This window comes from Limnohabitans sp. MMS-10A-178, assembly GCF_003063375.1.
GTDB lineage: Bacteria > Pseudomonadota > Gammaproteobacteria > Burkholderiales > Burkholderiaceae_C > Limnohabitans_A.
This window is the reverse complement of the sequence record NZ_NERY01000001.1, coordinates 1,232,799-1,259,405: the sequence shown is the minus strand read 5'-3', so window position 1 is coordinate 1,259,405 and position 26,607 is coordinate 1,232,799. Positions and strand designations below refer to the sequence as shown.

24 protein-coding genes are annotated in these 26,607 nt (G+C 51.8%); 8 read left to right on the top strand and 16 right to left on the bottom strand.

Annotated features, from left to right (window positions below; translation table 11 throughout):
- Window positions 1-203: 203 nt before the first annotated feature.
- Window positions 204-1,607 carry a metalloprotease PmbA gene (pmbA, locus tag B9Z32_RS06160; protein ID WP_108420397.1) on the bottom strand — a complete coding sequence of 468 codons (1,404 nt, stop codon included), beginning with the start codon at window positions 1,605-1,607 and terminating at the stop codon, window positions 204-206.
- A gap of 91 nt (window positions 1,608-1,698) precedes the next feature.
- On the opposite strand from pmbA, the gene yjgA reads away from it, so the two are divergent.
- Together yjgA and mog are read left to right on the top strand one after the other, a co-directional pair.
- Complete coding sequence (gene yjgA, locus B9Z32_RS06155; protein WP_108421043.1) at window positions 1,699-2,361, top strand: ribosome biogenesis factor YjgA; 663 nt, start codon at window positions 1,699-1,701, stop codon at window positions 2,359-2,361.
- 29 nt (window positions 2,362-2,390) lie between these two features.
- Entirely contained in the window at window positions 2,391-2,993 is a 603-nt protein-coding gene (mog, locus tag B9Z32_RS06150) for a molybdopterin adenylyltransferase (RefSeq protein WP_108420396.1), read from the top strand.
- A gap of 24 nt (window positions 2,994-3,017) precedes the next feature.
- Here the strand turns inward: mog and cysE are convergent, their stop codons facing one another.
- Together cysE and B9Z32_RS06140 are read right to left on the bottom strand one after the other, a co-directional pair.
- A complete protein-coding gene (cysE, locus tag B9Z32_RS06145; RefSeq protein WP_108420395.1) occupies window positions 3,018-3,797 on the bottom strand; it encodes a serine O-acetyltransferase in 780 nt (259 codons plus the stop codon).
- A gap of 24 nt (window positions 3,798-3,821) precedes the next feature.
- Window positions 3,822-4,589, bottom strand: a complete 768-nt coding sequence (locus tag B9Z32_RS06140; protein ID WP_108421042.1) for an RNA methyltransferase — start codon at window positions 4,587-4,589, stop codon at window positions 3,822-3,824.
- A 141-nt stretch (window positions 4,590-4,730) separates the two neighbouring features.
- Between B9Z32_RS06140 and B9Z32_RS06135 the strand changes: the two genes are divergently transcribed.
- The 3 genes from B9Z32_RS06135 to B9Z32_RS06125 are packed head-to-tail and all read left to right on the top strand — an operon-like array spanning window position 4,731 to window position 9,122.
- Entirely contained in the window at window positions 4,731-5,630 is a 900-nt protein-coding gene (locus tag B9Z32_RS06135) for an inositol monophosphatase family protein (protein ID WP_108420394.1), read from the top strand.
- A gap of 3 nt (window positions 5,631-5,633) precedes the next feature.
- Complete coding sequence (mutS, locus tag B9Z32_RS06130; protein WP_233248104.1) at window positions 5,634-8,294, top strand: DNA mismatch repair protein MutS; 2,661 nt, start codon at window positions 5,634-5,636, stop codon at window positions 8,292-8,294.
- Between the two features lie 15 nt (window positions 8,295-8,309).
- Window positions 8,310-9,122 carry an alpha/beta hydrolase gene (locus tag B9Z32_RS06125; RefSeq protein ID WP_108420393.1) on the top strand — a complete coding sequence of 271 codons (813 nt, stop codon included), beginning with the start codon at window positions 8,310-8,312 and terminating at the stop codon, window positions 9,120-9,122.
- A gap of 29 nt (window positions 9,123-9,151) precedes the next feature.
- On the opposite strand, the gene B9Z32_RS06120 is transcribed toward B9Z32_RS06125, so the two are convergent.
- Window positions 9,152-9,976 (bottom strand): undecaprenyl-diphosphate phosphatase, encoded by an 825-nt coding sequence (locus B9Z32_RS06120; protein ID WP_108420392.1) that lies wholly within the window; start codon window positions 9,974-9,976, stop codon window positions 9,152-9,154.
- Between the two features lie 56 nt (window positions 9,977-10,032).
- On the opposite strand from B9Z32_RS06120, the gene B9Z32_RS06115 reads away from it, so the two are divergent.
- On the top strand, window positions 10,033-11,868 hold the full coding sequence (locus tag B9Z32_RS06115; protein WP_108420391.1) for a glutamine--tRNA ligase/YqeY domain fusion protein: 1,836 nt from the start codon (window positions 10,033-10,035) through the stop codon (window positions 11,866-11,868).
- A gap of 35 nt (window positions 11,869-11,903) precedes the next feature.
- On the opposite strand, the gene B9Z32_RS06110 is transcribed toward B9Z32_RS06115, so the two are convergent.
- On the bottom strand, window positions 11,904-12,293 hold the full coding sequence (locus B9Z32_RS06110; protein ID WP_108420390.1) for an MAPEG family protein: 390 nt from the start codon (window positions 12,291-12,293) through the stop codon (window positions 11,904-11,906).
- 115 nt (window positions 12,294-12,408) lie between these two features.
- Here B9Z32_RS06110 and B9Z32_RS06105 point away from each other — a divergent pair, with 115 nt between their 5' ends.
- Window positions 12,409-13,671, top strand: coding sequence for a fibronectin type III domain-containing protein (locus tag B9Z32_RS06105; RefSeq protein ID WP_108420389.1), 1,263 nt, complete (start codon window positions 12,409-12,411; stop codon window positions 13,669-13,671).
- 68 nt (window positions 13,672-13,739) lie between these two features.
- Here B9Z32_RS06105 and ntrC read toward each other — a convergent pair whose 3' ends face one another.
- The 9 genes from ntrC to B9Z32_RS06060 all read right to left on the bottom strand — a co-directional run bounded on the left by ntrC (window position 13,740) and on the right by B9Z32_RS06060 (window position 23,204).
- Window positions 13,740-15,239 carry a nitrogen regulation protein NR(I) gene (ntrC, locus tag B9Z32_RS06100; RefSeq protein WP_108420388.1) on the bottom strand — a complete coding sequence of 500 codons (1,500 nt, stop codon included), beginning with the start codon at window positions 15,237-15,239 and terminating at the stop codon, window positions 13,740-13,742.
- A gap of 43 nt (window positions 15,240-15,282) precedes the next feature.
- Entirely contained in the window at window positions 15,283-16,425 is a 1,143-nt protein-coding gene (glnL, locus tag B9Z32_RS06095; protein WP_108420387.1) for a nitrogen regulation protein NR(II), read from the bottom strand.
- Between the two features lie 7 nt (window positions 16,426-16,432).
- The gene (locus B9Z32_RS06090) at window positions 16,433-16,921 is read right to left on the bottom strand and encodes a hypothetical protein (protein ID WP_146179461.1); all 489 of its coding nucleotides are present in this window, start codon (window positions 16,919-16,921) and stop codon (window positions 16,433-16,435) included.
- Window positions 16,922-17,061: 140 nt separating this feature from the next.
- Window positions 17,062-18,477 carry a type I glutamate--ammonia ligase gene (gene glnA, locus B9Z32_RS06085; RefSeq protein WP_108420385.1) on the bottom strand — a complete coding sequence of 472 codons (1,416 nt, stop codon included), beginning with the start codon at window positions 18,475-18,477 and terminating at the stop codon, window positions 17,062-17,064.
- 202 nt (window positions 18,478-18,679) lie between these two features.
- Window positions 18,680-19,516: a molybdopterin-binding protein gene (locus B9Z32_RS06080; protein WP_108420384.1), complete on the bottom strand. Its 837-nt coding sequence runs from the start codon at window positions 19,514-19,516 to the stop codon at window positions 18,680-18,682.
- A 33-nt stretch (window positions 19,517-19,549) separates the two neighbouring features.
- Window positions 19,550-20,410, bottom strand: a complete 861-nt coding sequence (locus B9Z32_RS06075; RefSeq protein WP_233248102.1) for an EI24 domain-containing protein — start codon at window positions 20,408-20,410, stop codon at window positions 19,550-19,552.
- 5 nt (window positions 20,411-20,415) lie between these two features.
- The gene (locus B9Z32_RS06070) at window positions 20,416-21,396 is read right to left on the bottom strand and encodes a sterol desaturase family protein (RefSeq protein WP_199219953.1); all 981 of its coding nucleotides are present in this window, start codon (window positions 21,394-21,396) and stop codon (window positions 20,416-20,418) included.
- A gap of 37 nt (window positions 21,397-21,433) precedes the next feature.
- Entirely contained in the window at window positions 21,434-22,261 is an 828-nt protein-coding gene (locus B9Z32_RS06065) for a polysaccharide deacetylase family protein (RefSeq protein WP_108420382.1), read from the bottom strand.
- Window positions 22,245-23,204, bottom strand: coding sequence for a YncE family protein (locus B9Z32_RS06060; protein ID WP_108421039.1), 960 nt, complete (start codon window positions 23,202-23,204; stop codon window positions 22,245-22,247). The genes B9Z32_RS06065 and B9Z32_RS06060 overlap by 17 nt, the downstream gene beginning before the upstream one ends.
- Window positions 23,205-23,355: 151 nt before the next feature.
- On the opposite strand from B9Z32_RS06060, the gene B9Z32_RS06055 reads away from it, so the two are divergent.
- Complete coding sequence (locus B9Z32_RS06055; protein ID WP_233248100.1) at window positions 23,356-24,159, top strand: alpha/beta fold hydrolase; 804 nt, start codon at window positions 23,356-23,358, stop codon at window positions 24,157-24,159.
- On the opposite strand, the gene B9Z32_RS06050 is transcribed toward B9Z32_RS06055, so the two are convergent.
- Together B9Z32_RS06050 and ettA are read right to left on the bottom strand one after the other, a co-directional pair.
- Window positions 24,108-24,833 (bottom strand): pseudouridine synthase, encoded by a 726-nt coding sequence (locus B9Z32_RS06050; protein ID WP_108421038.1) that lies wholly within the window; start codon window positions 24,831-24,833, stop codon window positions 24,108-24,110. The genes B9Z32_RS06055 and B9Z32_RS06050 overlap by 52 nt on opposite strands.
- A gap of 51 nt (window positions 24,834-24,884) precedes the next feature.
- The gene (ettA, locus tag B9Z32_RS06045; protein WP_108420380.1) at window positions 24,885-26,546 is read right to left on the bottom strand and encodes an energy-dependent translational throttle protein EttA; all 1,662 of its coding nucleotides are present in this window, start codon (window positions 26,544-26,546) and stop codon (window positions 24,885-24,887) included.
- Window positions 26,547-26,607: the final 61 nt, after the last annotated feature.

The following is a 26,607-nucleotide window of genomic DNA, read 5'->3' as shown; positions in this document are numbered from 1 at the left end:
ATTTGGTCATTCAAAGGGGCTAAAGGCAGAGGGGGCTGAACGATTTCTGGTAAATGGGGTCAGATCAACATTAATTTTTTGTGATTCACAGCGATCTATGCGCTAAGTAAATTAATGTTGATCTGACCCCAATTATTGTCAGCCCCCCTTAGCCTTTAGCCCCTTTGAATGGAAATTAATGTTGATCTGACCCCAATTAAATATCAGCTGCCCGCAACCTTCATTCGGTTAATCAGCACGGACCCCAAAGTTTTAGCGCCATAGTTGTAGGTGTCTGCGCCAATGGCCTCTATGCCTTTGAACATGGTTTTCAAATTGCCAGCGATGGTGATTTCGTGCACAGGGAATGCAATCTCACCGTTCTCGACCCAAAAACCTGAAGCACCGCGAGAGTAGTCGCCCGTGACGTAATTCACGCCCTGCCCCATCAACTCAATGACAAACAAACCTGTACCCAGTTTTTGGAGCATGGCCTTCAAATCGTCGCCCGAGCGTGTGAGCTTGGATGACATCACCAAGTTGTGCGAACCACCTGCATTGCCTGTGGTCTTCATGCCCAGCTTGCGAGCAGAATAGGTACTCAAGAAGTAGCCTTCGACGCGTCCGCCAGACACCACTTTGCGCTTCATGCCGCGCACACCTTCATCGTCAAAAGGTGAGCTGCCTTTGCCGCGCAACACATGGGGGTCTTCCAAAATATCAATGTGCTTGGGAAACACTTGCTTGCCCATCGAGTCCACCAAGAAGCTGGTTTTGCGATACAAGGAACCACCGCTGACAGCCTGAACAAAACCACCCAAAAGGCCTGCTGCCACTGGCGACTCAAACAAGACTGGGCATTCAATCGTTGGAATTTTTCGACTGCCCAGGCGGCTGAGTGCGCGTTCTGCGGCATAGCGGCCCACCGCTTCTGGCGAAGCCATTTGATCGGCCGCACGCATGGAGGTGAACCAAGCATCACGCTGCATCTCGGCATTTTTGCCAGGCAATGCAGCAATGGGCGCCACAGACATGCTGTGTCTTGAACTGGCATAGCCACCTCTAAAACCATGGGTGTGCGCACTGAAAAAATGACTTTGCTGGGCCGAGACGCCTGCACCTTCGCTGTTGGTAATTCGGCGACTGGTTTTCAAGGCAGCTTCTTCGCAGGCCAATGCCAGCTTGGCTGCTTCTTCGCTGTTGATGGCCCAAGGGTGAAACAAATCCAGCTCTGGTTGCACCTTGGCAATGTCTTCTTCATCAGGCAAACCGGCTGTAGGGTCTTCGGCTGTAAATCGTGCAATATCAAATGCTGCTTGCACTGTTTGCTGAATGGCCGCCTCCGAAAAGTCGGAGGTACTGGCATTGCCGCGGCGGTGCCCCACATACACCGTGACGCCCAAAGACTTGTCGCGATTGCGTTCAACGGTCTCCAGCTCGCCCTTGCGCACACTGACGCTTAAGCCACATCCTTCAGATGCTTCTGCACCGGCATCGGTGGCACCAATCTTTTTGGCGTGTTTCAGGGCAGAATCAACCAATCCCTCGAAATAGTTGCGGCTGTAGCTAAAGCCGTCGTTGGCCTGAGCGTTCAATGTTTGGGTGGATGCCTTGGTTTTTTTTGTCATGGGGGTCGGATTCTTCAAAACGGTCAATTCTTTAAAATTCTAAGTGACGGCTATGATACTTGCCGTTCCGTACAAAGGTTTCAGCGCGCACATGTCCCGTAAATTCAAAAAAGGTTATTTTGTTCAAGGTCAATTTGTTGCCGAAGGCAGTGAGTTAGACCTTGAGCTCAAACGCGAACTCAAGGGCGGTAGCGATGAACCGAGCCGCACCGAGTTAAAGCGTGAAAGCGATGAGCTGCAAAAACTGGGCGAAAGCTTGCTGACACTGCGTGCCGACTTGATGGCCAAAGTAGATTTGCCAGAAAAACTGGTGGAAGCCGTGGCCGAAGCCAAACGCATCACCAACTTTGAAGGCAAGCGCCGTCAAATGCAGTTCATTGGCAAGCTCATGCGCAAATTGGACGAGGATGCTGTCGAAGGTGTGCGCGCCGCTCTGCTTGAGCAAAGCCAGGGCTCTGCGCAAGAGACATTGCAGCTGCATTTGGCCGAACAATGGCGCGACCGTCTGGTCAAAGACGACGATGCTTGTGGTGAATGGTTGCAAAGTTTTCCTGGCACCGACAGTCAACAATTGCGCGCGCTCATTCGCCAAGCCCGCAAAGATGCACCCGCAGCTTCAGCGGCCACAGTATCTCAAGGCTTAGCACCCCGCCAAAGCCGCGCCTACCGTGAAATTTTTCAATTGGTGCGCTCCGAAATGGGTAATGCACAAAGTGACAGCACAGACACTGACCGCCTCGACGAAGACAACTGACCTCATCCCAACTTTCAGCACATCCCAACATGTCATCGCCTCACGACCCCGTCAAAATTGGCATCGTCTCCATCAGTGACCGCGCCAGCACAGGCGTCTATGAAGACAAAGGCCTACCCGCCTTGCAAACATGGCTCACGCAAGCCCTCAAAAATCCCCTTCAATTTGAAGCTCGGCTTATTCCCGATGAAAAAGAACGCATCAGCGCCACACTGGTTGAGTTGGTCGATGCAGGCTGTAGTTTGGTGCTGACCACAGGGGGCACAGGTCCTGCCATTCGCGACGTCACCCCAGAAGCCACGCTGGCCATTGCAGACAAAGAAATGCCTGGCTTTGGCGAACAAATGCGTCAGATCAGCTTGAAGTTTGTGCCAACGGCTATCTTGTCTCGCCAAGTGGCTGTCATTCGCGGGCAAAGTTTGATCATCAACTTACCGGGTCAGCCCAAGTCGATTGCCGAAACACTGGAAGGTTTGAAAGACAGCCAGGGGCAAAGCGTGGTGCATGGTATTTTTGATGCAGTGCCCTATTGCATTGATTTGATTGGTGGCCCTTACCTTGAAACCAATGAGGAGGTTTGCAAGGCATTTAGACCCAAGACGGCCATTCGACCGCCTCAAACATCAAACTAAAAAAATGCCAGAAGGCTTGGGAATTTATTTGCCCACCAGCTGGTTCAACTTTTCAGCTGCAAAAGTTTCTCGCTTGGCCGCATCGCCAGGCATTTGAATGCCTTGGGTATTGCCTTGGTTGGCGTTCATTTTCTCCAAGGCTTGCCAAAGCATGGCTATTTGATGCTCTTGGCTGGAGGCGTTGTCAATCAAGCCACGCATGGCTTGTGACAATGGATCGTCGTTTTGCGTCACACCATAAGCCGAGAAACCCATTTTGGAAGCCGTGGCCTCGCGCTGAACATCGGCTTCTTCTTGAATAATTCGCGCAGGGTTTCCAACCGCTGTAGCACCTGCTGGCACCGGCTTGGTTACTACCGCGTTGGAGCCTACTTTGGCACCGTCGCCCACAGTAAATCCACCCAACACTTTGGCGCCCGCACCAATCACGACATCTTTGCCCAATGTGGGATGCCGCTTCTCGCCTTTGTAAAGGGAAGTACCACCCAAAGTCACACCATGATAGATGGTGCAACCATCGCCAATTTCGGCAGTTTCGCCAATCACAATGCCCATGCCGTGATCGAAGAAAACGCGTTCACCTAACTTAGCACCCGGGTGAATTTCAATGCCTGTCACCCAGCGAGAAAAATTAGAAATGAATCGGCCTAGCCATTTGAACCCCGCACGCCAGCAAGCGTGGGCCCAACGGTGAAGCACCACCGCATGCAAGCCCGGATAACACGTGAGCACCTCCCATGATGTGCGCGCAGCAGGATCACGGTCGAGGATGCATTGGATGTCGGAATTTAAACGTGCAAACATAAACTTCTTGTCAATGCGCTAAGTCTAGCGTTTTGCTTGAGCTGTTTCGATCATGGCTTTAGCAACACCTCTCAGAATATGGATTTCCTCAGGCGTCAAATTTGCCCGGTTGAACAACTGGTTCAAACGAGGCATGAGTTTTTTGGGGGCTTCGGGGTCTAGAAAGCCAATTTCAATCAATGCCTGCTCCAAATGTCCCAACAAACCTGCCACTTGTGCGGCATCGGCCAAACCAGACTCCCCAGCGGGTGATGCCACCGGGAATCCACCCAAAGCCAAGCGCCATTCATAAGCCACCAACTGAAGGGCCGCGGCCAAATTGAGCGAGCCGAAATCTGGATTGGTGGGTATCGACAAAGCCACATGGCATTTGTAGACATCTTCGTTTTTCATGCCAAAGCGTTCCGAGCCAAACAAGAATCCAATGGAGGAAATGGCTTCGGCAGGTTTGACAATTTCTGATGCAGTCTTCGTTAGAGATCGCCCCAACAAGAGATCAAAGTGCTCCCTTGGCGATCGCGTGGGCGGGCCAAAATCTCTGGGTGTCATGGCCGTAGCGCACACATGAGAGATGCCATCCAGCGCCTCTTCCAAGGTGCCCACAATGCGCGTTTTGTCCAGCACATCGTTGGCACCGCTGGCCCTTTGGATGGTCTCTTCTTTGCGCAGCACATTGGCATAACGAGGTGCCACCAACACCATGTCATCAAAGCCCATGACTTTCAAAGCTCGGGCCGCCGCACCCACATTGCCGGGGTGGCTGGTTTCAATCAAGATAAATCGGGTTCGCATGGGCCACATTGTCCCAGTTCCTGCCCATCCAAAAAGTCCAAATTCGGCCCACAAGCCCTTCCGATCAGCCAAATTCATGGGAAAATGCGTCATTCGCCTTTGTCATCGCACAGAGGCTCCCGTTGTTGCTCTTAAAAATTCATGTCGACCAATCTCCACCCCATGCTCAACGTAGCCGTCAAGGCTGCACGCGCCGCCGGCGCCATCATCAACCGCGCCGCCTTGGACGTGGAGGCTGTTCGAATTTCGCAAAAACAAGTGAACGACTTTGTGACCGAAGTTGACTTGGCCAGCGAAAACGCCATCATCGAAACCCTGCTCACCGCCTACCCGCACCACGGTATCTTGGCCGAAGAGTCTGGCAAAACGCACGGCAACCCCGATGCAGACCACGTTTGGATCATCGATCCACTCGACGGCACCACCAATTTCATCCACGGCTTTCCCGTTTATTGCGTCAGCATTGCGCTGGCCGTGAATGGCAAAGTTGAACAAGCCGTGGTGTACGACCCCTCACGCAACGATTTGTTTACAGCCACCAAAGGGCGCGGCGCTTACATGAACGATCGTCGCTTGCGCACCAGCAAGCGCACCCAAATGCACGAGTGCCTCATCTCTACAGGTTTTCCATTCCGACCCGGTGACAACTTCAACCAGTACCTGCGCATGATGGGCGATGTGATGCAACGCACTGCGGGCCTGCGCCGTCCTGGTGCTGCTGCTTTGGACCTGGCTTATGTAGCCGCGGGTTTCACAGATGCCTTTTTTGAAACAGGATTGCAAATTTGGGACGTGGCAGCAGGTTCATTGCTGGTAACCGAAGCCGGCGGCCTGGTGGGCAACTTCACAGGCGAGGCAGATTTCTTGGATCAAAAAGAATGCTTGGCCGGCACGCCCAAAATTTATGGTCAACTGGTGCCTATCCTCAGCAAGTACAGCAAATTTGCCAGTGCTGGTGAAAAAGCCTCTGTGCGCGCTGCCGATGCCAAGGATGCTGCCGCATCTCAGGCCGGGCAAGACTCAACGGACAGCCCCTTCTAAGCCATGACAGACGCGCTCGACTTGAGTGCCCACACCCCCATGATGCAGCAGTATCTGCGCATCAAGGCGGAGTTCCCTGACACCCTGGTTTTCTACCGGATGGGTGACTTTTATGAAATGTTCTTTGAAGACGCCGAGCGTGCCGCCGGCCTAATGGACATCACCCTCACCCACCGTGGCCAAACAGCCGGTAAACCCATTGCCATGGCTGGCGTACCTTTTCACTCTGTCGAAAACTATCTGGCCAAGCTCATCAAGCTGGGCGAGTCGGTGGCCATCTGCGAACAGGTGGGCGATGTAGCCACCAGCAAAGGCCCTGTTGAGCGCAAAGTTGTAAGGGTCGTCACACCAGGCACCCTCACAGACACCGAATTGTTGTCTGATAAAAGCGAGGCCATATTGTTGTCGCTGCACATTGCGCCGCGCAACGCCTGCGGCTTGGCTTGGCTCAGCGTCACGCAAGGGGTGTTGCATTTGGCCGAATGCTCGCACGACGAATTGGCCGATTGGTTAGAACGCATTGCGCCCAGCGAGTTGCTGGTCAGCGCCAGCATCACGCCCAAATGGGAACAACAACTTCAAGCAATGCGCTTGGGTCAACGTGGCCTTGCGCTGTCGCTTACTTTGCGTCCCGACTTTCAATACGACGCAGGTCTCGGTCATGGCAAGCTCATCAAGCAACTCCATGTGGCCAGCTTGGCCGCTTGGGAGGCAGACAAGTTAGGTCACGCCCATGCTGCCGCTGGAGCCTTGCTCACATATGCAGAACACACGCAAGGCAGAGCGCTGCCGCATGTGTCTCAACTCAAAGTGCAAAAGGCCAATGACCTGATTGACCTGCCTGCCAGCACGCGTCGCAACTTAGAGCTCACCCAAACTTTGCGCGGCGAGGATGCCCCAACTCTTTTTTCTTTGCTCGACACCTGCATGACAGGCATGGGCAGTCGTCAACTGAAGCAATGGCTTTTAAACCCACCCCGTGACCGTCAAATTGCAGTAGAGCGACTGGCCGCAATCGATCAGTTGAATGACCACAGTGCTTCAGCACAAAGTGGTGTGGCCATTTGGTCTAGATTGCGTGAGCAACTCAAAGGCGCCAGCGATGTCGAGCGCATTACAGCGCGCATTGCACTCAGACAAGTGCGCCCGCGTGAATTGGTAGCCCTTAAAAATGCCCTCATCCGCTCGGCCAATTTGGCGCTGCACTTGCAAGAAACTTTGGGTCACTTGTCACCCACCAAACTGCTGCACGACATCCATTTCGATTTGCAGCCGCCTGCTGGCCTCACAGAAATTTTGCAACAAGCTCTTTTAGAAGAGCCTGCCAATTTGATTCGCGATGGTGGCGTGATGGCCCACGGCCTAGACGCAGAGCTTGACGAGCTGCGTGCCATTCAAACCAATTGCGACGATTTCTTGCTTGAATTGGAAACACGCGAAAAAGCACGCACAGGCATTGCCAATTTGCGCGTACAGTTCAACAAAGTTCATGGCTTCTACATCGAAGTGACGCAAGGTCAAATTGACAAAGTACCCGACGATTACCGTCGCCGTCAAACCTTGAAGAACGCAGAGCGCTTCATCACGCCCGAGCTCAAAGCCTTTGAAGACAAGGCTTTGTCTGCACAAGAACGCGCACTGGCACGAGAGAAGTATTTGTACGAGCTTTTGCTTGACCAACTGCAAAACCACATTCACCCGCTCACCAAATTGGCGCAAGCCATGGCTCAGCTGGACGGACTGTGCACCTTCACCGAGCGCGCCACCACCCTCAATTGGTGCGCGCCACAATTTGCCAAAGAGCCTTGCATTGAAATTCGTCAAGGTCGTCACCCCGTGGTGGAAGCGCGCTTGGCTGAAACCTCTGGTGGCAGTTTCATTGCCAACGATTGCCTGATGCACAGCAAGCAGCGTTTGCAAATCATCACAGGCCCCAATATGGGCGGTAAGTCAACCTACATGCGCCAGGTGGCATTGATTGTTCTCTTGGCCAGCATAGGCAGTCATGTGCCTGCCAGCAGTTGTAGGCTAGGCCCTATTGACGCCATTCACACCCGCATCGGCGCTGCCGATGACTTGGCCAATGCCCAATCTACTTTCATGTTGGAGATGACCGAAGCCGCTCAAATTTTGCACAGCGCCACCCCTTTGTCTTTGGTGCTCATGGACGAAATTGGCCGCGGCACATCCACCTTTGATGGCTTGGCATTGGCCAGCGGCATTGCCACGCACTTGCATGACAAAACGCAGGCCTTCACTTTGTTTGCCACCCATTACTTTGAACTCACCGAGTTCCCAGCTTCGCACCACGCCGCATTGAACATGCACGTAGGCGCCACAGAATCGGGCAATGACATCGTGTTCCTTCATGAACTTCAAGCCGGTCCTGCCAGCAAGAGCTACGGCGTGCAAGTGGCCAAATTGGCGGGCATGCCCTCGGGTGTACTCAGCCATGCACGTCACACCCTTTCAGCCCTAGAAGCAGGCGCCAATGAAGCTCGCGTGCAAGTGGACTTGTTTGCGCCACCCCCTGAAGCAAGCAACACAGGGCCTACCCCTCTTGAAGCTGCTTTGAACCAAATTGACCCAGATGCCCTGAGCCCCCGTGAAGCACTGGAAGCCCTCTACAGTTTGAAGCGCGTGATGAAGCGCTCCGAACCCTGAAGAAAAATTGATTAGATGAACAACATCATTTTTTCGCATGGCAACGGTTTCCCAGCCAGTACTTACCGCTGTTTCACCAATGACTTGAATCGACGTGGTTTCCAAGTTGCTTCGATTGAAAAATTTGGCCACGATGCACGCTATCCTGTGACCAGCAACTGGCCATTTTTGGTCCAAGAATTGGCAGATTTCGCCAAAGTGATTCACGATGGAACTGGCGAAAAGCCTTTTCTAATTGGTCATTCTTTGGGTGGACTGCTCAGTTTGATGTGCGCCTCCAAACACCCTCATCTCACTGCAGGCGTGGTTCTTTTAGACTCTCCAGTGGTGGGGGGCTGGAAAGCCAGTGCGCTTCAGCTTGCCAAAAAAACCAATTGGATTGGCTCTGTCAGCCCAGGCAGGATCAGCAAATCACGCCGTCAACACTGGCCTCATATTGAAGCGGTCATTGAGCACTTTCAACACAAACGAGCGTTTGCGCATTGGCACCCCGATGCACTCAGAGACTATGCAGAATTTGGAACGGTTGAAGAAAATGGCGAACGTGTTTTGAGCTTTGATCGTGAAATTGAAACAGCCATCTACAACACGCTGCCCCACAACCTGCCCTCCATGCTCAAGCGCCATCCTCTGAAGTGTGCCGTTTCTTTCATTGGTGGTACACATTCTCGTGAAATGCGCGTTGCAGGCTCTGAATTAACCGACAAAGTGTCCAAAGGCCGAGTGACATGGCTGGATGGCTCTCATCTTTTTCCCATGGAAAAACCCATTGCCGCAGCCGCTGCTGTAGAAGCCTCTTTGCTGAACATGGGCGCTAAACCAAATTAGCAATTTAGCAATTTAGCAAGGCCGGCCATTCAGGGTGCCCAAGAAACCAAGCCAGTCCAGGCAGTGAACAACACAACCAGTCCAAAAGCGATTCGGTACCAAGCAAAAATTTCAAAGCTGTGGCTGGCAATGTACTTCAGAAGCCAGCGCACACAAATCCAAGCACTGATGAAGGAAACGATCAAGCCTGTGGCAAACATGGGCACATCTTCAACCGACAAAAGAGCACGCTCTTTGTAAAGACTGTAGGCACCTGCGCCAATCAGCGTTGGAATGGCCAAGAAAAAGGAAAAATCAGTGGCTGCTTTGCGCGACAAGCCGAGCAGCATTCCACCAATGATGGTGGCACCGCTTCGGCTTGTGCCAGGGATCATGGCCAAGCACTGCACCAATCCCACCATCAATGCATCGCGTCCGCGCATGTCCTCCACGGCGCGAATTCGAATGGTGGAAGGCGGCCTTCTCTCGGCCCACAAAATAATGAAGCCGCCCACAATGAACGTGGTGGCCACCACCCAAGGATTGAACAAGTTTTCTTTAATGAACTTGCCAAACAACAATCCCAAAATCACGGCGGGAAAGAATCCAATGAAAACATTCAGCACAAAACGCTGAGCTTCCGCTTGGTAAGGAAAGGCTTTGACGGTGGCGTAGATTTTTTCCCAGTACACCAAAATGACGGCAAAAATAGCGCCGGTTTGAATGGCGATGTCAAAGACTTTGGCCTTGGCGTCGTCAAAACCAAGCAAGGCCCCCGCCAAAATGAGATGGCCTGTTGACGAGATGGGTAAAAATTCGGTCAAGCCCTCCACCACACCCATGACAGCGGCTTTGGCTAACAACGTTAAATCCACCGAGACTCCTTGAAGAACACCCGATTATCGCTTGTGATTGGCCCTAAAATCTGGCCATGAGCACAGCCAACGTCAAAGCCAATTCCATGGGCACTCCCGAAGATCCTCCAAAGGTCAGCAATTTTTTACGCCAAATCATCGAATCCGACTTGGCTCATGGCACCTACGGTCAACGCAAGTGGGCCGGTACGCCAGGCGATGCAGCACACCATGCCAGCGGCAACCCCGATCCCGCCAAAATTCGCACTCGATTTCCCCCTGAGCCCAACGGCTATTTGCACGTTGGCCACGCAAAAAGCATTTGCTTGAACTTTGGCTTGGCACGCGACTATGGCGGCGTGTGTCACATGCGTTTTGACGACACCAACCCCGAAAAAGAAGACACCGAATACGTCAATTCCATTTTGGATGCCGTGAAATGGCTAGGCTTCAATTGGGATGCACATGGCACCTCCCACCTCTATCAAGCCAGCGACTACTTCGATTTCATGTACCGAGCAGCAGAGTTTTTGATACAAGCTGGTTTGGCCTACGTTGACGAACAGTCGGCAGAAGAGATGCGCATTCACAGAGGCGATTTCAATACGCCTGGCAAAGACAGTCCGTTTCGCGCACGCACAACTGCAGAAAATCTAAGCCGCTTTCGCGAGATGCGAGATGGCAAACTGGCCGATGGTGCTGCGGTGTTGCGCGCCAAAATTGACATGGCTTCGCCCAATATCAACATGCGCGACCCGGCCATCTACCGCATTCGAAGAGCCACCCATCACAACACGGGTGATGCTTGGTGCATCTACCCCATGTACACCTTTGCGCATCCCATTGAAGATGCCCTCGAGCAAATTACGCACAGCATTTGTACACTTGAATTTGAAGACCAGCGTCCCTTTTACGATTGGCTCATGGCCCGCTTGTGCGAAACGCACACGCTCACAGACGGTTCTTTGCAGCCCGCATTGTTGGCCCTCCCAAGCCCTAAGCAGTATGAATTTGCACGCCTGAACCTTACCTACGTGGTCACCAGCAAACGCAAGTTGGCTCAACTGGTCAATGAAGGCAAAGTGAGTGGTTGGGACGATCCCCGTATGCCCACCATTGTGGGTTTGCGCCGCCGCGGTTACACCCCCGAGAGCCTACAGCTTTTTGCAGACCGCATTGGCGTGACAAAAAGTGATTCATGGATTGACTACAGCACCCTTGAAGGCTGCTTGCGCGACGACCTAGACCCCAAAGCAGTTCGCGCCATGGCAGTCCTCGACCCTGTTCAACTCACCATCTCAAACTGGGATGAATTGATGGGAACCGGCACACTTGACGATTGCCACGCCCCAGTTCACCCGCACCACCCCGAGTTGGGGCAGCGCCATTTCAAATTTGGAAAATCACTTTGGATTGAGCGCTCCGACTATGAAGAAACGCCGCCGAAAGGCTTCTTCCGATTGTTTCCCGGCAACAAAGTACGCCTGAAATATGGCTACGTCATTGAATGCACAGGGGCCAACAAAGATTCCAATGGACATGTGACAGAAGTTCTGGCGCAACTCATTCCCGATACCAAAAGCGGCACACCTGGCTCTGACAGCGTGAAGGTCAAAGGGGTCATGACATGGGTGGCCCAAGCCGATGCCGTTGCAGCCGAGGTCCGTTTATACGACCGCTTGTTCAATGAAGCTAATCCCGATTCGGGCGGTAAAGACTTTTTGAGCTGCCTCAACCCAGACAGCCTGAAAGTAATTCAAGCTTATGTAGAGCCCGCGTTGGCCAACAGCTCACCAGACGCTAAGTTTCAATTTGAGCGGCATGGTTACTTTGTAGCCGACCGCTCAGATTACTCTTGTGACAAGCCCGTTTTCAATCGGTGTACAGGCTTGAAAGACACTTGGAGCAAGTGAGCTGACTTGCACCTGTATCAGCTTGCAATGCTGACTTAGCTTGCCATGCTGCCCATGCTGGCAATGTACAAACCCACCGTGCAAATCACTCCCACAAGCCAAGCCAGTGAACGCAACTTGTCTTGATCGCTGATGTACAAAGCGACATAGGCCACTCGGGCTGCCACAAACAGGCTTGCATACAAGTCAATTTCGTCTTGTGGCACCTCGGTGTAAAAAGCCAATAAAACACCCACTGCATAAATGGGGAAGGCTTCAAAGCAATTGCCTTGAGCCGCATTGGCTCGTGCCCGATAACCCGTCTGCTTGGCCAACCATTCGCGAGGGTTGTGGTTGTCGTAGTTCTTTTGGCCAGCCTTGGCAATGCCCGCACAAATCCAAGGCATGGCGCCAGTCAATAAAAGGGATGCAATGACCAAATTCATAGAGATCTTTCAAACATTAGACAATTTTCACTGAGCCATTCTAGGCGCTACGCAACCAAACCTCGTATGCTCACTTAGAATTTGGGGTCTCAACGGTTCCGCACAGGAAATATTCATGTCTTTGCATTCAATTCGCGTTTCTCTACTGGCCTTGGCTTCCGCCATGATTTTGCTGGCTTGTGGTGGTGGTGAATCATCCTCCGCGCCTCCGCCGCCAGTGGGAGGCCTCAGTGTCGTTGCAGGCGAAAATCAGGTCACCCTGAGTTGGACAGAAACACCCGGCGTCGACTATTGGATTTTTTCTGCCCAAGACAAACCAACATTGAATTTGAGCAACTGGCTAACTTCGACGGGCTCCTCGTACCGTTTGAATGTGAAGTCTCCTTTTGTCATAACCGGTTTGGTCAATGGCACGCCCTACTCCTTTTTCCTCACTGGCCGATTCAACAAAGGCCCAGGCGGTGATGCCACCCCTACTGTTACAGCCACGCCTCGTTTGGCGGGCATTGAATGGACTAGCGGTGTCAATGTCAACACAGGCAACCACACAGGCTTGAGTTTTGGCCGCTACATCGACACTGCAACCAATACCAGCCTATCGACTTATTTGGCCGTTGGCAACGGTGGTCGGATGTTCAAGGCCAGCACCACTGACACATGGACAGCCATCACGCCAGTCTTGACCACCAACCTCAACGGTGCCACTTTTTCTTTTTCCAAGTTCATGGCTGCAGGCGATGCTGGCCAAATCATTTACAGCTCAGATACCCAGACTTGGAACCGAGCCACCAGCGGCACGGTTCAAAATCTGAATGCCATTGAAACCAATGGCAGTTTGGCCGTTGCTGTAGGCAACAACGGCACCATCATTACCAGCAAAGACGGCATTGCATGGACGGCCGCAACCACCGTACCCACCACGGCCCATTTGTATGGCGTCTCAGCCACAGTTTCGGGCACATGGATTGCTGTCGGTGCAAATGGCAGTATTTTGACCAGCACTGATGGCGCTGTCTGGACTGCTCAAACGTCCAATACATCAGCTGATTTAAAAGCGGCTGGTGCCTTGCTGATAACCGTCAACAACACCACTTCTTTCACCTACTTGGCAGTTGGCACCAATGGCACAGTTTTGAGCAGTTCTGATGCCATCACTTGGACACCCAGAAGTGCCAACACAACAGCCCATTTGAACCATCTTTCATCGGAGAATCAGTTCGTTGCCGTTGGTGCCAATGGCACCATCCTGACAAGCAGCGATGGCATTGCATGGACGCTGCGAGATAGCAAGACCAAAACAGAGCTTCGCACCGTTTTGCGAGCAGAAGGTCGACTGCTTGTGGCTGACAACTTAGGCAATCTATTGAACTCCAAATAAATCACAAAAAAGTAAGACACAAAAAAAGCCTCCAATTCAAATTGGAGGCCTTTTGATTTCAAGACGTTTTAGCCTTCGATGTGAAGTTCTTGAATTTTTCGGGTGATGGTGTTTCGGCCAATTCCCAGCTTCACGGCAGCTTCAATTCGCCGTCCGCGCGTAGTGGCAAGAGCTGCTTGAATGAGCAATGACTCAAAGCGCCTTGTTAAGACATCCCACACATCCTGTCTGTCGGTTCCTAAAAGTTGGAGAGCTTCCACCTCCAATGCACTTTCCCAACCTGCATGCGCGCCCAAGTTAACCAGCGTGTTGCCTGATGAAGGATTGGCAAACGCTCCCCCTTGCGGCATTGCCTCTTGAATCACACCAATCGGCTGGGTATTCAAAGGCAGATTTGAGCTCACCGGCAACAACACTTCTGGTGGCAAATCTTTGGCTTCAATCATTTGCGCAGGTGCCATGACGGTAAGCCAATGGCAGATATTCTCCAATTGGCGAACATTGCCTGGGAAATGAAATTGGCTCAAAATTTCAAGAGCTTGGTCTGAAATGCGCTTGGGCTCTACACCCAGTTGCTGAGCACTTTGCAACAAGAAATGCTTCGTCAAAACCTGAACATCCTCTTTGCGCTCACGCAAAGCAGGTAGGCGCAAACGAATCACATTCAAGCGGTGGAACAAGTCCTCACGGAAAACACCTTCCTTGACGCGTTGTTCCAAATCTTGATGGGTCGCAGCAATGACTCGAACGTTGGCCTTGACTGCACTGTGGCCGCCCACTCTGTAAAAGTGACCATCTGACAAGACGCGCAACAAGCGCGTCTGAAGATCAAATGGCATGTCACCAATTTCATCTAAAAACAGAGTCCCGCCTTCTGCTTGTTCAAACCTGCCACGGCGAGAGGTTTGCGCACCAGTGAAAGCACCGCGCTCATGTCCAAAGAGCTCGCTCTCCAACAAGTCTTTGGGAATGGCAGCTGTATTGATTGCAACGAAAGGGCCACTTGCTCTTGGAGAATGTTTGTGCAAGGCGCGTGCAACAAGTTCTTTGCCCGACCCAGACTCACCCGTGATCATGACCGTCACATTGCTTTGTGACAGCCGGCCAATGGCTCTGAAAACATCCTGCATGGCGGGCGCTTGGCCAAGCATCTCTGGCGTATCCGCCATGAGCTCCTCGGCCACTTCCTCACGCTGACTTTCCTCAAGCGCGCGTCGAATCAGTTCGATGGCTTTTGGCAAATCAAATGGCTTGGGCAGATACTCAAATGCACCATTTTGAAATGCAGAAACGGCACTGTCCAAATCAGAAAATGCAGTCATGATGATCACTGGCAAAGCAGGCAATTGCTGCTTCACTTGGGTCAACAAATCGAGACCCGATCCACCCGGCATCCGAATGTCACTGACCAAAACCTGAGGGCCTTCACTGCCATCCTCGGCGGCCAAAGCAACAAGAACTTCACGCGGATTGGTAAAACTTCGAGTACTCAAGCCTTCGCGAAGAAGTGCCTTCTCTAAGACGAATCGGATGGATTGGTCATCGTCTACGATCCAGATAGGCTTCATGTGACTTAACTTTCTCTAAGTGAATGCACCGCCTGCAATCAGGTTAGGGCAATGGAATCAAAATTTTGAAATCTGTTCGGCCTGGCACGCTCTCACACTCAATCATTCCGTGGTGTTGCTGAACAAAGGTTTGCGCCAAAGTGAGGCCTAAACCAGAGCCACCCTCCCTTCCAGAAATCAATGGGAAGAAAATTCGGTCCTTGATCGAGTCTGGAACACCAGGCCCGTTGTCAATGACATGCAATTCCAATGCCAGTCGATAACGTTGCTTGCCAAAAGTCACTTGTCGGGTAATTCGCGTCTTGAAAGTCAACTGTGCGTCGCCCTCGGTCACTCGCTCAGACAAAGCCAATGCCGCGTTGTGTGCAATGTTCAATACGGCCTGTATGAGTTGTTCCCTGTCGCCTCTGAATTCAGGGATAGAAATGTCGTAGTCCCTGATAACAAGCAAGCCTCTTGGAAATTCGGCCACAATGAGTGAGCGCACTCGCTCACACACTTCATGGATGTTGACATCGCCCACCATGTGAGGACGGCGGTGGGGTGCCAAAAGCCTGTCAACCAAAGTTTGTAAACGATCTGCTTCGCGAATGATGACTTGAGTGTATTCAGTCAGCTCTTTAGAAACCAAATCCATTTCGAGCAGTTGCGCAGCACCTCGAATGCCCCCTAAGGGGTTTTTAATTTCATGCGCCAAATTTCGGATGAGCTCCTTGTTGGCGTGCGCCTGATCCATCAGCCGCTCTTCCCTGTCCTGCCGAGTTTGTTGCTGAATCGGCAACAACTCAATGATGACATGGCCCGACTGATCAGACTGCGCCACAATGACATGAACTGGCAGCACCTCTTCAGGCTTGATGCGAAGCAATTCGGCATCGTAACGCAGCGCTGCAAATTCATTGGCTCTGGCGCCTGCCAACGCATGAACCAGCGGCTGCGAATCGGCAAAGTAATTCAAAAAGGACTGCCCCTCTAAGCTCCTGCGCGATTGACCAATTACATCCTCTAGCTCTGAATTGACAAAGACAACCTTGCCCTTGCTTTCTAAAACGGCAATTGGCGTTGCCAACCAATCAAATGCTTGATACCTTAAATTGCCAGAAGCATCCGCCGAATTCAAACGACTTCCACCCGCCCTCCCCTGAGGCTCTGAAGTCTGTTTGAGATGCAATGTTTGTTCCGTCATTTGAATTTCATTGGGTTTTGACATTGGCAGGGTTGGGGGCGTAACGTGCCAACTCTCGGTTCAAGGCCAACATGTCTCGCGCCATTCGCTCAATTTGAACTTGCATCTCTGCTGTTCGACGTTTGTATTGAGGGTGTTGCAATGTTTCACCGGCCATCAAGGCTGGTTGCCCACCATTGAAATTTCGCACCATTTCTGCGTATCGATCGCTCAGTTTTTGCCACTCGTCCTCCAAAATGGTGCGAGCTTGTGCATTTCTTTGCACATTCTCTGGCGTAGCTGTGGGTGTGTTCACCGGCCGCTCAACGGCACTGACTGGCGCGGCGCTCGATGGCTTTGCAGGCTGGCCATTCTGAACACGCGTTCCTTCTATTTGCGTAGGGCTTGAAATGAGGAGCTTTTGGCACTGAGAGGGATCTGCTGGCTGATTGGTAATTTCTTGGCCGCACTTGTACACAGCTTGCTGAGCCACAGCAAAACCGACAGTGACAGACATGATGATGACCATCCCTTGCCAAGTCGATTTTAGAAATTGCAAACCTACAGCCATGTTCAGATGTTCTTTCCAGAATCAAAAAAGGACGGCCTGAGCCGTCCTTTTGGGGGTCGGGCTCAGGTGCCCCAACTCGCTGCAAATTACAGGGAGTAGTACATCTCGTATTCGATGGGGTGCACTGCTTGACGGAAGCGTGTGACTTCACCCATTTTCAATTCAATGTAAGCGTCGAGCATAGAGTCTGTGAACACACCACCTTTTGTAAGGAAGGCACGGTCTTTGTCCAAATACTCGAGGGCTTGGTCCAAGCTGTGGCAAACGGTTGGCACCAATGCATCTTCTTCGGGAGGCAAATGGTACAAATCTTTGGTAGCAGCTTCGCCAGGATGGATCTTGTTTTCCACGCCGTCCAAACCAGCCATCATGAGTGCAGAGAAGCACAGGTAGGGGTTGGCCATTGGATCTGGGAAGCGCGCTTCAATGCGGCGACCTTTGTCAGAAGCAACGTGTGGAATGCGGATGGAAGCAGAACGATTGCGGCTAGAGTAAGCCAACTTCACAGGGGCTTCAAAACCAGGCACCAAACGCTTGTAGCTGTTGGTGGTGGGATTGGTAATAGCGTTCAATGCACGTGCGTGCTTGATGATGCCGCCGATGTAATACAAAGCATAGTCTGACAAACCTGCATAGCCGTTGCCAGCGAACAAGTTCTTGCCGTCTTTCCAGATGGACTGGTGCACGTGCATGCCGGAACCGTTGTCACCGACCAAAGGCTTGGGCATGAAAGTAGCGGTTTTGCCGTAAGCGTTGGCCACGTTCCAAACCACATACTTCAATGTTTGAGTCCAGTCAGCGCGCTGCACCAAAGTGCTAAAGCGTGTACCGATTTCGTTTTGACCAGCGCCAGCCACTTCGTGGTGGAACACTTCAACAGGAATGCCCATGCCTTCGAGAATCAAGGACATTTCTGCGCGCATGTCTTGCGTGCTGTCAACGGGAGGCACTGGGAAGTAACCACCTTTGACGGTAGGACGGTGACCGCGGTTGCCGCCTTCCATTTTGGTACCTGTGTTCCAAGGCGCTTCGTAGTCGTCGATCTTGAAGAAGGTGCCTGACATGTCGCTGCCGAAACGAACGTCGTCGAACAAGAAGAATTCTGGCTCGGGTCCGAAGAATGCTGTGTCGCCCAAACCGGATGCCTTCAAGTAGGCTTCTGCGCGCTTGGCGATAGAACGTGGATCGCGGTCGTAGGCTTTGCCATCACCGGGTTCCAACACGTCGCAACCCAAAATCAAAGTGGTTTCTTCAAAAAAGGGATCGATGTTGGCCGTCATGGGATCGGGCATCAACAACATGTCAGAGGCTTCAATGCCCTTCCAACCAGCGATAGAAGAACCGTCGAATGCGTGGCCGTCGGTAAACTTGTCTTCGTCAAAATGGGAAATAGGCACTGAAACGTGCTGCTCTTTGCCACGGGTATCGGTGAATCGGAAGTCAACAAACTTAACTTCGTTGTCCTTCACCATCTTCATCACGTCTGCGACGGTCTTTGCCATCAAATTCTCCTAAGGATGGGTGTTGATAATTGGTTCTTCGGGAATGCAGTTTCTGTGCCAAGAAAAGCAGTGCGCTGAATTTACCCAAGAGCGCTATTGTGCCCTGAGGACACTACAGCTCTAGGGACCAATTTGGGAATATTTGGCGTCAAAATGACGCACCAAAAATAAACACAATTGCACCATTGTAGTGCAATTTAGGTTAACGCACCATTTCGGGGCCAAATTGAAGCGAAAAAGCTTTCAGTCCCTCTTTCAAGGCCAAAAAGGCCCTGTCAACATCGTCCTCAGACCCTTTGACGCCCAGTTCAATGTGCTTGCCCCATTGTGGGTGATCGACACTGGGTAGGCTGAACACTTTGATGCCCGCATGAAGAGACTCAATGCTTTCCATCAACGGGGTCAGGCTAGCTTCCATGGCGCCAAACACAATGACTGACTTTTCAATGCGCTTGGGCGCTTTGCCCCAAGTCTGGCAATAGGCATCTAACTTGTCTTGCATCATGGGCCAAGCCATGACTGGAAAGCCAGGTACAAAGTGCACCATACCGTGGCCCGAGGCTTGGCATGTGAAGCCCGGGATCTTGTTGTAAGGGTTGTGAATAATTTGGGCACCCTGCGGAAACATTCCCATGTTCAGGCGGTGCACGTTGTCGTCACGATCAGGCTCATAAGGAAGTCCCTGCTCTTTGGCTACATCTTGCATGCGCTCTTGAATCAGTGCCTTGGCTTGCGCCTGCAAAACCAAGGGCAAGCCCAATGCCTGGGCTGCACATTGGCGAGTGTGATCATCTGGTGTGGCGCCAATGCCGCCGCAAGAAAAAACCACATCACCGGAGGCGAAAGCTCTGGACAAAACTTGTGTAATTCGCTCAGGCGAATCGCCCACATATTCAGCCCAAGCAAGCTGTAGACCTCGCTCATTGAGCAACTCTATGAATTTGGGCAAGTGTTTGTCGGTTCTTTTGCCAGACAAAATTTCATCGCCAATGATGATGATGCCAATGGATGGCGGTGTTTGCTTAATTGCTGCGTTCATGTCTTAGCGCTTGTCAGTTGTTGTGTAGTTATATTAGGTTCTCAAGACTTTAGACTCAACTTCAATGGTATCCCGAAGTGGTGTGTCAGTGTCGGTTTGAAAAGACGCAGGCTCAGATCGCATATCGCTTAAGGCTGCCAGTAAAAAGTGCACATACCAAAGTGCAGAAAAGACAAACACAAGGGTGTAAATCCAAACTGCGATGGGAATGAGAATCACAAAAGCTGCAGCAAACAAAGCACCCGAAGCCCAGACCAAACTGGGTGCGGCACCCATGGCCCCCGTCAGAACGCCCATGCCCAGCAATGGGAATCGATAACGCCTCATGAGCTCAAGCCGCTCTTGTTTAGAGGCATGGTCGGCTAACACGTCGTATGTCATCACCCTGTAGGTAAGCCAACCCCAAATCAGTGCAGGTAGGACCATGGCCAGTGGCGGCACCCACCACAGTGGCAAAGTGAGAATCAAAGCACCCATGGCCAAAATGACCGACATCAATGTCCATACAAGACCTTGCCAAATCGATCCACCGCGCTTGAGCGCCAATTCAGGAAAGCGCCTGGAGCCCACCATAGTGACCAAGGTTGGCGTCATCATCAAAGAGACTGCCAAGAGCGACATGATCATGACCACGGGGGTCACTGCCACAATGATGATCAATGGCGCTAAAACCGCCTTCAAATTCAAAAGACCCATGCGCTCTAACCAGGTCGAACCCCAGCCCAGCACAGGACTCAACTCCATCCAATTGCGCACAGAGCTGACTGCAAGATCCCAATACAAAGCACCCAGACCCGTCACAATGACTGCCATCAAAATAAGTGGCAGCAGGGAAAGCAAAACAACCTTGGGGTGAAGGCAATATGCCAAGGCCCGCCAAAAAGAATCGATCATTTGTTTCAAGATACGCCGTCCTTGGCCAAGAAACGCTTGAAGCCCAATTTTTGTTGCGCCCAAAAACCTTGGCCGTAATCACGCCCTTCTTCGACTTGATCGCGAACCCCTGTTGGATCGTAGCGGTTTGAAAAATCAGCTGTTTTAAACAGCATGTCCCACCATGGGAACAAAACCCCAAAGTTGTGTCCGCCCAGGGTCTTTCGGCCTGCAGACTCGTGGCCAATTCCTATGGCGTGGTGCAAGCGATGAAACCTGGGACTGACCAACAAACGATCTCCCAACCAACCAAAACTACATCTGAAATTGGCGTGTTGAAAGTTCTCACTCAGTTGACTCAAGGCTACGAGGGCCACAAATTGTCCGGGACCCACACCGATCAGTTTGGCCACTACCGTCAAAACAAGCGCAGTCATGACATCGTCTAAGAGGTGATTGCGGTTGTCAGTCCAAAGCGTCATTTGCCGTTGCGAATGATGCAAAGAATGCAAGGCCCACCATCTGTTGAACTGGTGTTGACCCCGATGAATCAGGTAGTGAACAAAATCAAAAACAATGAGATAAATTAAAAAGCTGACCCATGCAATGTCGGTGACACCAGGCCATAAGGCATCAATATTGAATGTGGGAAAGCCTTGGGCCCGCAACACGCCGAAAGCTGTTTCGACCACATTGTCAAATGTGAAAAACATCACCAGGCTAAACAGACCCAAACGGTGAATGAGGGTGTAAATGACATCGACTTTGATGGCGCTCGGCTCAGTGACGGGCTCGACGGGTCGCCATTTTTCCAAAGGAAAAATGACCACAATGAGCAACACGATTTGAAGAATGCCAACCAACAACCAACCGGTTCCTTCAAAGGCGACGTCAAGCAGATTGCCCGCCCCCATGGCAAAGGCCATGGGCACAATCAGACTTTCAAACAGCAGTGTTTGCATCCCCGCAAACGCATCCGTCAACCATTCAATCAAGGATGTGAACATGACCAAGAGCATCCATCAGTAGCAAGATATCTTCGTTTTAGGGAACAGAAGAAAGTAGTTTCGAATATTGTGGGTGTTGCCGCAACTTCGCAAAACAAAAACCTTTTTCTTTCAGGCCCACAATGAGCGGTTCAAGCACCGCTGGTGCCCAAGGGTCTTGGCGTGACCAAATGCCCAAGTGGGCCATCAAAATATCCCCTGATTTAATCGATTGGAGTGAGGATTGAAGCAGTTTGGCGTTGCTGTAGGTTTGGCTTGACAATTCATCACCCAAAAAACCAGTGGGCGACCAAGCAACGTGGGTGAAACCACATTGGCTAGCAGCCTTCAAGAGGGCCGGTGATGTTTTGCCGCCTGGCGCTCGGAACAGGGGCAAGGTGGCACGACCCGTCATGGCTTCTAGTCGCTGCGCGGCCTTTTTCAAGTTGGCACAGTAGTCTTCAGCGCGCCAGGTTAAGTTTTGGTCTTTTTGGTCGCCTGCACTTGGACGAATTTTGAATTTGTTCGCTTCCAAGTCGGCCCGCCAATACGCATGATCAAACGTGTGACTTGCAAAGTCATGGCCCTCAACGGCCCGCTCTTTCCACCACGCTGCCCAGTGCTGACCTAAGCTGCCGTCGCCCTCTTTTGTTTTTTCATTGGCGCCAAAAAAAGTCACTGGCACTTGATGCTTGCGAAGCACGTCAGCAATGAGGAGCGCAACGCCCATGTGACCGGTGTCGAATGTGAGGTAAATGGGTTTTTGACATTGCGGCCCTGATTTCTGAGTCTCAGCTGCCGAAGAAAATGAAAGTGCAAAGAGCGAACAGGTTGCCAGAAACACCCGGGCCAAAAATTGATTCAAAGTGTCATTGGCGGGGCGCATGGTCCAAAGTCCAAACCCCATGAGGTGACTTACCCACCTTGATCTGACGAACCACTTGGCGGGTGGTCATGTCAATCACAGTTAACTTTTGGGCCCAACGAGAAGCCAGCAAAATGGTTTTACCGTCAGCGGTGATGTCCATGCAATCAGGCCCAGAGGGGCCGGGGTATTGGTCTACCACAGTGAAGTTTTTGTAATCAATTTTGCTGATGTTATTGGCCACTCGATTGCTGACCAACACATGCTGCTTATCGCCAATGGCTCTGAATGCGTGCGCACCCTTGCCGGTTTTCAAATGCTTCACTTTTTTGGCGGGCCCACTGCCGGAAACGTCGAAAATCTCGACGCCATCGCCACCCGTCAAACCGACGAGCAAAAATTTGTCATCGGGAGTGCCAAATACATCGGCGGGCATAGGGCCGGTTTTGACTCGCCATTTGATGGTTTGCGTGGCCAAATCAATGGCCACCAATTCATTGCTGTCTTGCATGGTGGTCCACACCGTGGTGCTCTTGCTGTCAATCCACAAGTGGCTTGGCGTTTTAGAAGACAGGATGCGCTTGACCAATATGGGATTTTGACCATCCCATTTGTAAATGTCAATGTGATTGAGGCGATTGGCAACTGTCACAAACCACTTCATGTCGGGAGAAAATCGAAGGTGATAGGGATCCAAAATACCTGGAATGACGCGCTGAACTTCCGCTGTACGGGGGTCGATGAAAGTCAGGGAGTCTGAAAGCGCATTGGCAACAATGACTGATTTTTCATCAGGCGTCAGGTACAGGTGATGGGGTTCCTTGCCCGTTGGAATTCTTTTGGTTTCGGTCCATGAAACAGGATCGATCACGCTGACGTTGCCGTCAAGCGAATTCAACACAAAAATGGGAGCAGGCGCTTTTACAACTGGCACTGGCGGTGCAGGCTGCGGGTTGGAGGACATGGCTGATGCAAAGCCAAAGAATGCCAAGCCCAATGTGAAAGTCAGTGCACGTAACATCATGCCGTAAGTGTAATGGGGTATTGAGGCTTCGTAAGAAAACACATTGGCAAAATTCCAACAATTGAATCTTTCTAGTGTCAAAATTCAAATCATGACTAAGCCTATGCTGCTCTCTGTGTTGGGCGTCCAATTGGAAGTGCAACACATCCCCTTGCTTGAATCTGGCCATTTAAGGGAAAAAAAGCCCGCCTGCGTGTTCCTGCATGAAGGCCTAGGCAGCATTGCTCTTTGGAAAGATTGGCCCACTCAAATTTGCCAAAGCTTGGGTTGCGAAGGATGGGTTTTTTACCGCCGGGGCTATGGCCAATCCGATGGCATTCCCGACGTTCGAGGCCAAGGTCGCTTGAATGCCGATTACATGCACCGAGAAGCCCTGGAGGTTCTACCGGCTTTGTTGACTGAACTCCATGTCGCCGAGCCCCTCTTGATTGGTCACTCAGACGGCGCCACCATTGCGCTTATTCATGCGAGCCAATTTTCTGTGTCTGGCTGTGTGGTCTTGGCACCTCATGTGATGGTGGAAGACATCTCTTTGAGTGCCATCTCTCAAGCGCGTGACAACTTCGAGAAACTCAAGCCTCGCCTGGCTCCTTTCCACAAAGACGTCGATGTGGCTTTCTGGCAATGGAACGATGTTTGGTTGAGCGAAGCATTTCGTGATTTTGACATTCGCCCACTGCTTCACCAGATTCACGCGCCCCTAATGGCCATTCAAGGCATTGATGATGCTTATGGGACCCTTTTGCAGATTGAAGAGATTGCTGCGAACGCACCACAAACGCAACTGGTCAAATTAGAAAACTGTGGGCACAGCCCCCACAAAGACAAACCCGAAGAAGTGCTTCAGGCTTTGAAATACTTTTCAAGTTCGCTGGGCAAAATCCAACGCCACTGACCAGGCGCCAAATCTTCGGGCAACTGCAAGTTGCCAATGGCACTGCGATGCAAACCTTCAACCCGATTGCCAACCGCCGCCAACATGCGCTTGACTTGGTGGTACTTGCCTTCGGTGAGCGTGAGCTTTAAATGAGTCTCTGACACTTTTTCGCAAGCTGCCGCTTTGACGGGTTTGGGACTGTCGTCTAGCACCACGCCAGCCAATAATTTTTCCACTTGCTGCTCGGTGATCTCATGCTTGGTAGTGACTTCATAGACCTTGGGCATGTGATGCTTTGGTGAGCTCATGCGGTGAATAAACTTGCCATCGTCGGTGAGCAAGAGCAAGCCCGTGGTGTCTTGGTCTAAACGTCCTACGGCCTGAACGCCCTGCACGGCTGCTTTTTGTGGGCGCAATCTTAAAGGTGATGGCAACAGTGTGTAGATGCTGGGCCAAGTAGACGGCTTTTGCGAACACTCTGTGCCAGTCGGTTTGTGCAGCATGAGATAAGCACGATCAAAGTACGGCCACTCTGTACCCTGCACTTTGAACTTCAGATTGTCAGGATCAAAGAAAACCCCGGGGTCTTCTTGCACTTCGCCATTGACACTGACGTAGCCCTGCTGCACCAAACCCGCACAAACGCGGCGCGTGCCAAAACCTTGGCTGAAGAGGATGTCCTCTAGGCGCATGGGTTTCATCAAACGTCTTCGCGCAGCATCCAGGTTTGCGTGAGCAAAGAATTACTTCAAGGCTTTGAAACGCACGCGCTTCGGCTTGGCACCCTCTTCGCCCAAGCGCTTTTTCTTGTCGGCTTCGTACTCTTGGTAGTTGCCATCGAAGAATACCCATTGGCTGTCGCCTTCAGCGGCCAAGATGTGCGTAGCAATGCGGTCCAAGAACCAACGATCGTGGCTGATCACCATGACAGAGCCGGCAAACTCAAGCAAGGCATCTTCCAAGGCGCGCAATGTTTCCACGTCCAAGTCATTGGAGGGTTCGTCTAGCAGCAACACATTGCCGCCTTCAATCAGTGTTTTGGCCAAGTGCAAACGGCCGCGTTCACCGCCGGACAACATGCCGACTTTCTTTTGCTGATCGCCACCATTGAAGTTGAAGCGGCCGCAATAAGCACGGCTTGGCATTTGGAATTTGCCCACGGTCATGATATCGAGGCCACCCGACACATCTTCCCAAACAGTTTTTTCGTTGGACAAGTCGTCGCGGTTTTGATCGACAAAAGCCATCTTGACGGTTTGACCCACTTTGATGGTGCCGCTGTCGGGTTGCTCTTTGCCTGCAATCAGTTTGAAAAGTGTCGATTTGCCGGCACCGTTGGGGCCGATGATGCCAACGATGGCGCCAGCAGGCACTTTGAAGCTGAGGTTGTCAATCAGCAAACGATCGCCAAATGACTTGCTGACATTGGTAAATTCAAACACTTCATTGCCCAAACGCTCGGCCACTGGAATGAAAATTTCCTGCGTTTCATTGCGTTTTTGGTAGTCGTAATCGCTCAATTCTTCGAAGCGGGCCAAACGCGCCTTGCTCTTGGCTTGGCGGCCTTTGGGGTTGGAGCGGGCCCATTCCAATTCTTTTTTCATGGCCTTGGTGCGAGCGTCTTCAGTGCGCTGTTCTTGCTCCAAGCGGGCTTCTTTTTGCTCCAACCATGTGGAGTAGTTGCCTTTGTAAGGAATTCCGTGGCCACGGTCGAGTTCCAAAATCCATTCGGCTGCGTTGTCCAAGAAATAGCGGTCGTGGGTAATGGCCACCACGGTGCCGGGGAATCGTTGTAAGAACAACTCTAGCCAATCGACACTTTCTGCGTCCAAGTGGTTGGTGGGTTCATCAAGCAACAACATATCGGGGCGGCTGAGGAGCAAGCGGCACAATGCCACGCGGCGTTTTTCACCACCGGACAGCTTGCCAATGACGGCATCCCATGGGGGCAAACGCAATGCGTCGGCGGCAATTTCAAGTTGGTGATCAGACGCATCACCCGCTGTGGAAATGATGGCTTCGAGTTTGGCTTGCTCGGCTGCGAGCGCGTCAAAATCGGCGTCTTCTTCAGCATAGGCTGCATAAACTTCTTCAAGGCGGGCTTGCGCGGCCTTCACTTCGCCCATGCCACCTTCAACCGCTTCGCGCACGGTTTCGTCGGGGTTCATTTGGGGTTCTTGGGGCAGATAGCCAATTTTGAGACCAGCCATGGGAATGGCTTCGCCTTCGATCTCTTTGTCGATGCCCGCCATGATTTTGAGCAAAGTAGATTTACCAGAACCATTCAGACCTAGAACGCCAATTTTGGCGCCAGGGAAAAAGCTGAGAGAGATATCTTTGAGAATATGACGCTTCGGCGGTACGATCTTGCCGACGCGGTTCATGGAAAAAACGTATTGGGCCATGGCTGGGATGCTCTTCAAAAAGGGCGGGAAAGACATTTTTCCCGAACCCGTGATTATCCCT

Excerpts from the sequence above, each read along its gene's own strand:
- pmbA (WP_108420397.1), bottom strand. The coding sequence starts at position 1,607 with ATGACAAAAAAAACCAAGGCATCCACCCAAACATTGAACGCTCAGGCC.
- yjgA (WP_108421043.1), top strand. The coding sequence starts at position 1,699 with ATGTCCCGTAAATTCAAAAAAGGTTATTTTGTTCAAGGTCAATTTGTT.
- mog (WP_108420396.1), top strand. The coding sequence starts at position 2,391 with ATGTCATCGCCTCACGACCCCGTCAAAATTGGCATCGTCTCCATCAGT.
- cysE (WP_108420395.1), bottom strand. The coding sequence starts at position 3,797 with ATGTTTGCACGTTTAAATTCCGACATCCAATGCATCCTCGACCGTGAT.
- B9Z32_RS06140 (WP_108421042.1), bottom strand. The coding sequence starts at position 4,589 with ATGCGAACCCGATTTATCTTGATTGAAACCAGCCACCCCGGCAATGTG.
- B9Z32_RS06135 (WP_108420394.1), top strand. The coding sequence starts at position 4,731 with ATGTCGACCAATCTCCACCCCATGCTCAACGTAGCCGTCAAGGCTGCA.
- mutS (WP_233248104.1), top strand. The coding sequence starts at position 5,634 with ATGACAGACGCGCTCGACTTGAGTGCCCACACCCCCATGATGCAGCAG.
- B9Z32_RS06125 (WP_108420393.1), top strand. The coding sequence starts at position 8,310 with ATGAACAACATCATTTTTTCGCATGGCAACGGTTTCCCAGCCAGTACT.
- B9Z32_RS06115 (WP_108420391.1), top strand. The coding sequence starts at position 10,033 with ATGAGCACAGCCAACGTCAAAGCCAATTCCATGGGCACTCCCGAAGAT.
- B9Z32_RS06110 (WP_108420390.1), bottom strand. The coding sequence starts at position 12,293 with ATGAATTTGGTCATTGCATCCCTTTTATTGACTGGCGCCATGCCTTGG.
- B9Z32_RS06105 (WP_108420389.1), top strand. The coding sequence starts at position 12,409 with ATGTCTTTGCATTCAATTCGCGTTTCTCTACTGGCCTTGGCTTCCGCC.
- ntrC (WP_108420388.1), bottom strand. The coding sequence starts at position 15,239 with ATGAAGCCTATCTGGATCGTAGACGATGACCAATCCATCCGATTCGTC.
- glnL (WP_108420387.1), bottom strand. The coding sequence starts at position 16,425 with ATGACGGAACAAACATTGCATCTCAAACAGACTTCAGAGCCTCAGGGG.
- B9Z32_RS06090 (WP_146179461.1), bottom strand. The coding sequence starts at position 16,921 with ATGTCTGTCACTGTCGGTTTTGCTGTGGCTCAGCAAGCTGTGTACAAG.
- glnA (WP_108420385.1), bottom strand. The coding sequence starts at position 18,477 with ATGGCAAAGACCGTCGCAGACGTGATGAAGATGGTGAAGGACAACGAA.
- B9Z32_RS06080 (WP_108420384.1), bottom strand. The coding sequence starts at position 19,516 with ATGAACGCAGCAATTAAGCAAACACCGCCATCCATTGGCATCATCATC.
- B9Z32_RS06075 (WP_233248102.1), bottom strand. The coding sequence starts at position 20,410 with ATGATCGATTCTTTTTGGCGGGCCTTGGCATATTGCCTTCACCCCAAG.
- B9Z32_RS06070 (WP_199219953.1), bottom strand. The coding sequence starts at position 21,396 with ATGTTCACATCCTTGATTGAATGGTTGACGGATGCGTTTGCGGGGATG.
- B9Z32_RS06065 (WP_108420382.1), bottom strand. The coding sequence starts at position 22,261 with ATGCGCCCCGCCAATGACACTTTGAATCAATTTTTGGCCCGGGTGTTT.
- B9Z32_RS06060 (WP_108421039.1), bottom strand. The coding sequence starts at position 23,204 with ATGTCCTCCAACCCGCAGCCTGCACCGCCAGTGCCAGTTGTAAAAGCG.
- B9Z32_RS06055 (WP_233248100.1), top strand. The coding sequence starts at position 23,356 with ATGACTAAGCCTATGCTGCTCTCTGTGTTGGGCGTCCAATTGGAAGTG.
- B9Z32_RS06050 (WP_108421038.1), bottom strand. The coding sequence starts at position 24,833 with ATGCGCCTAGAGGACATCCTCTTCAGCCAAGGTTTTGGCACGCGCCGC.
- ettA (WP_108420380.1), bottom strand. The coding sequence starts at position 26,546 with ATGGCCCAATACGTTTTTTCCATGAACCGCGTCGGCAAGATCGTACCG.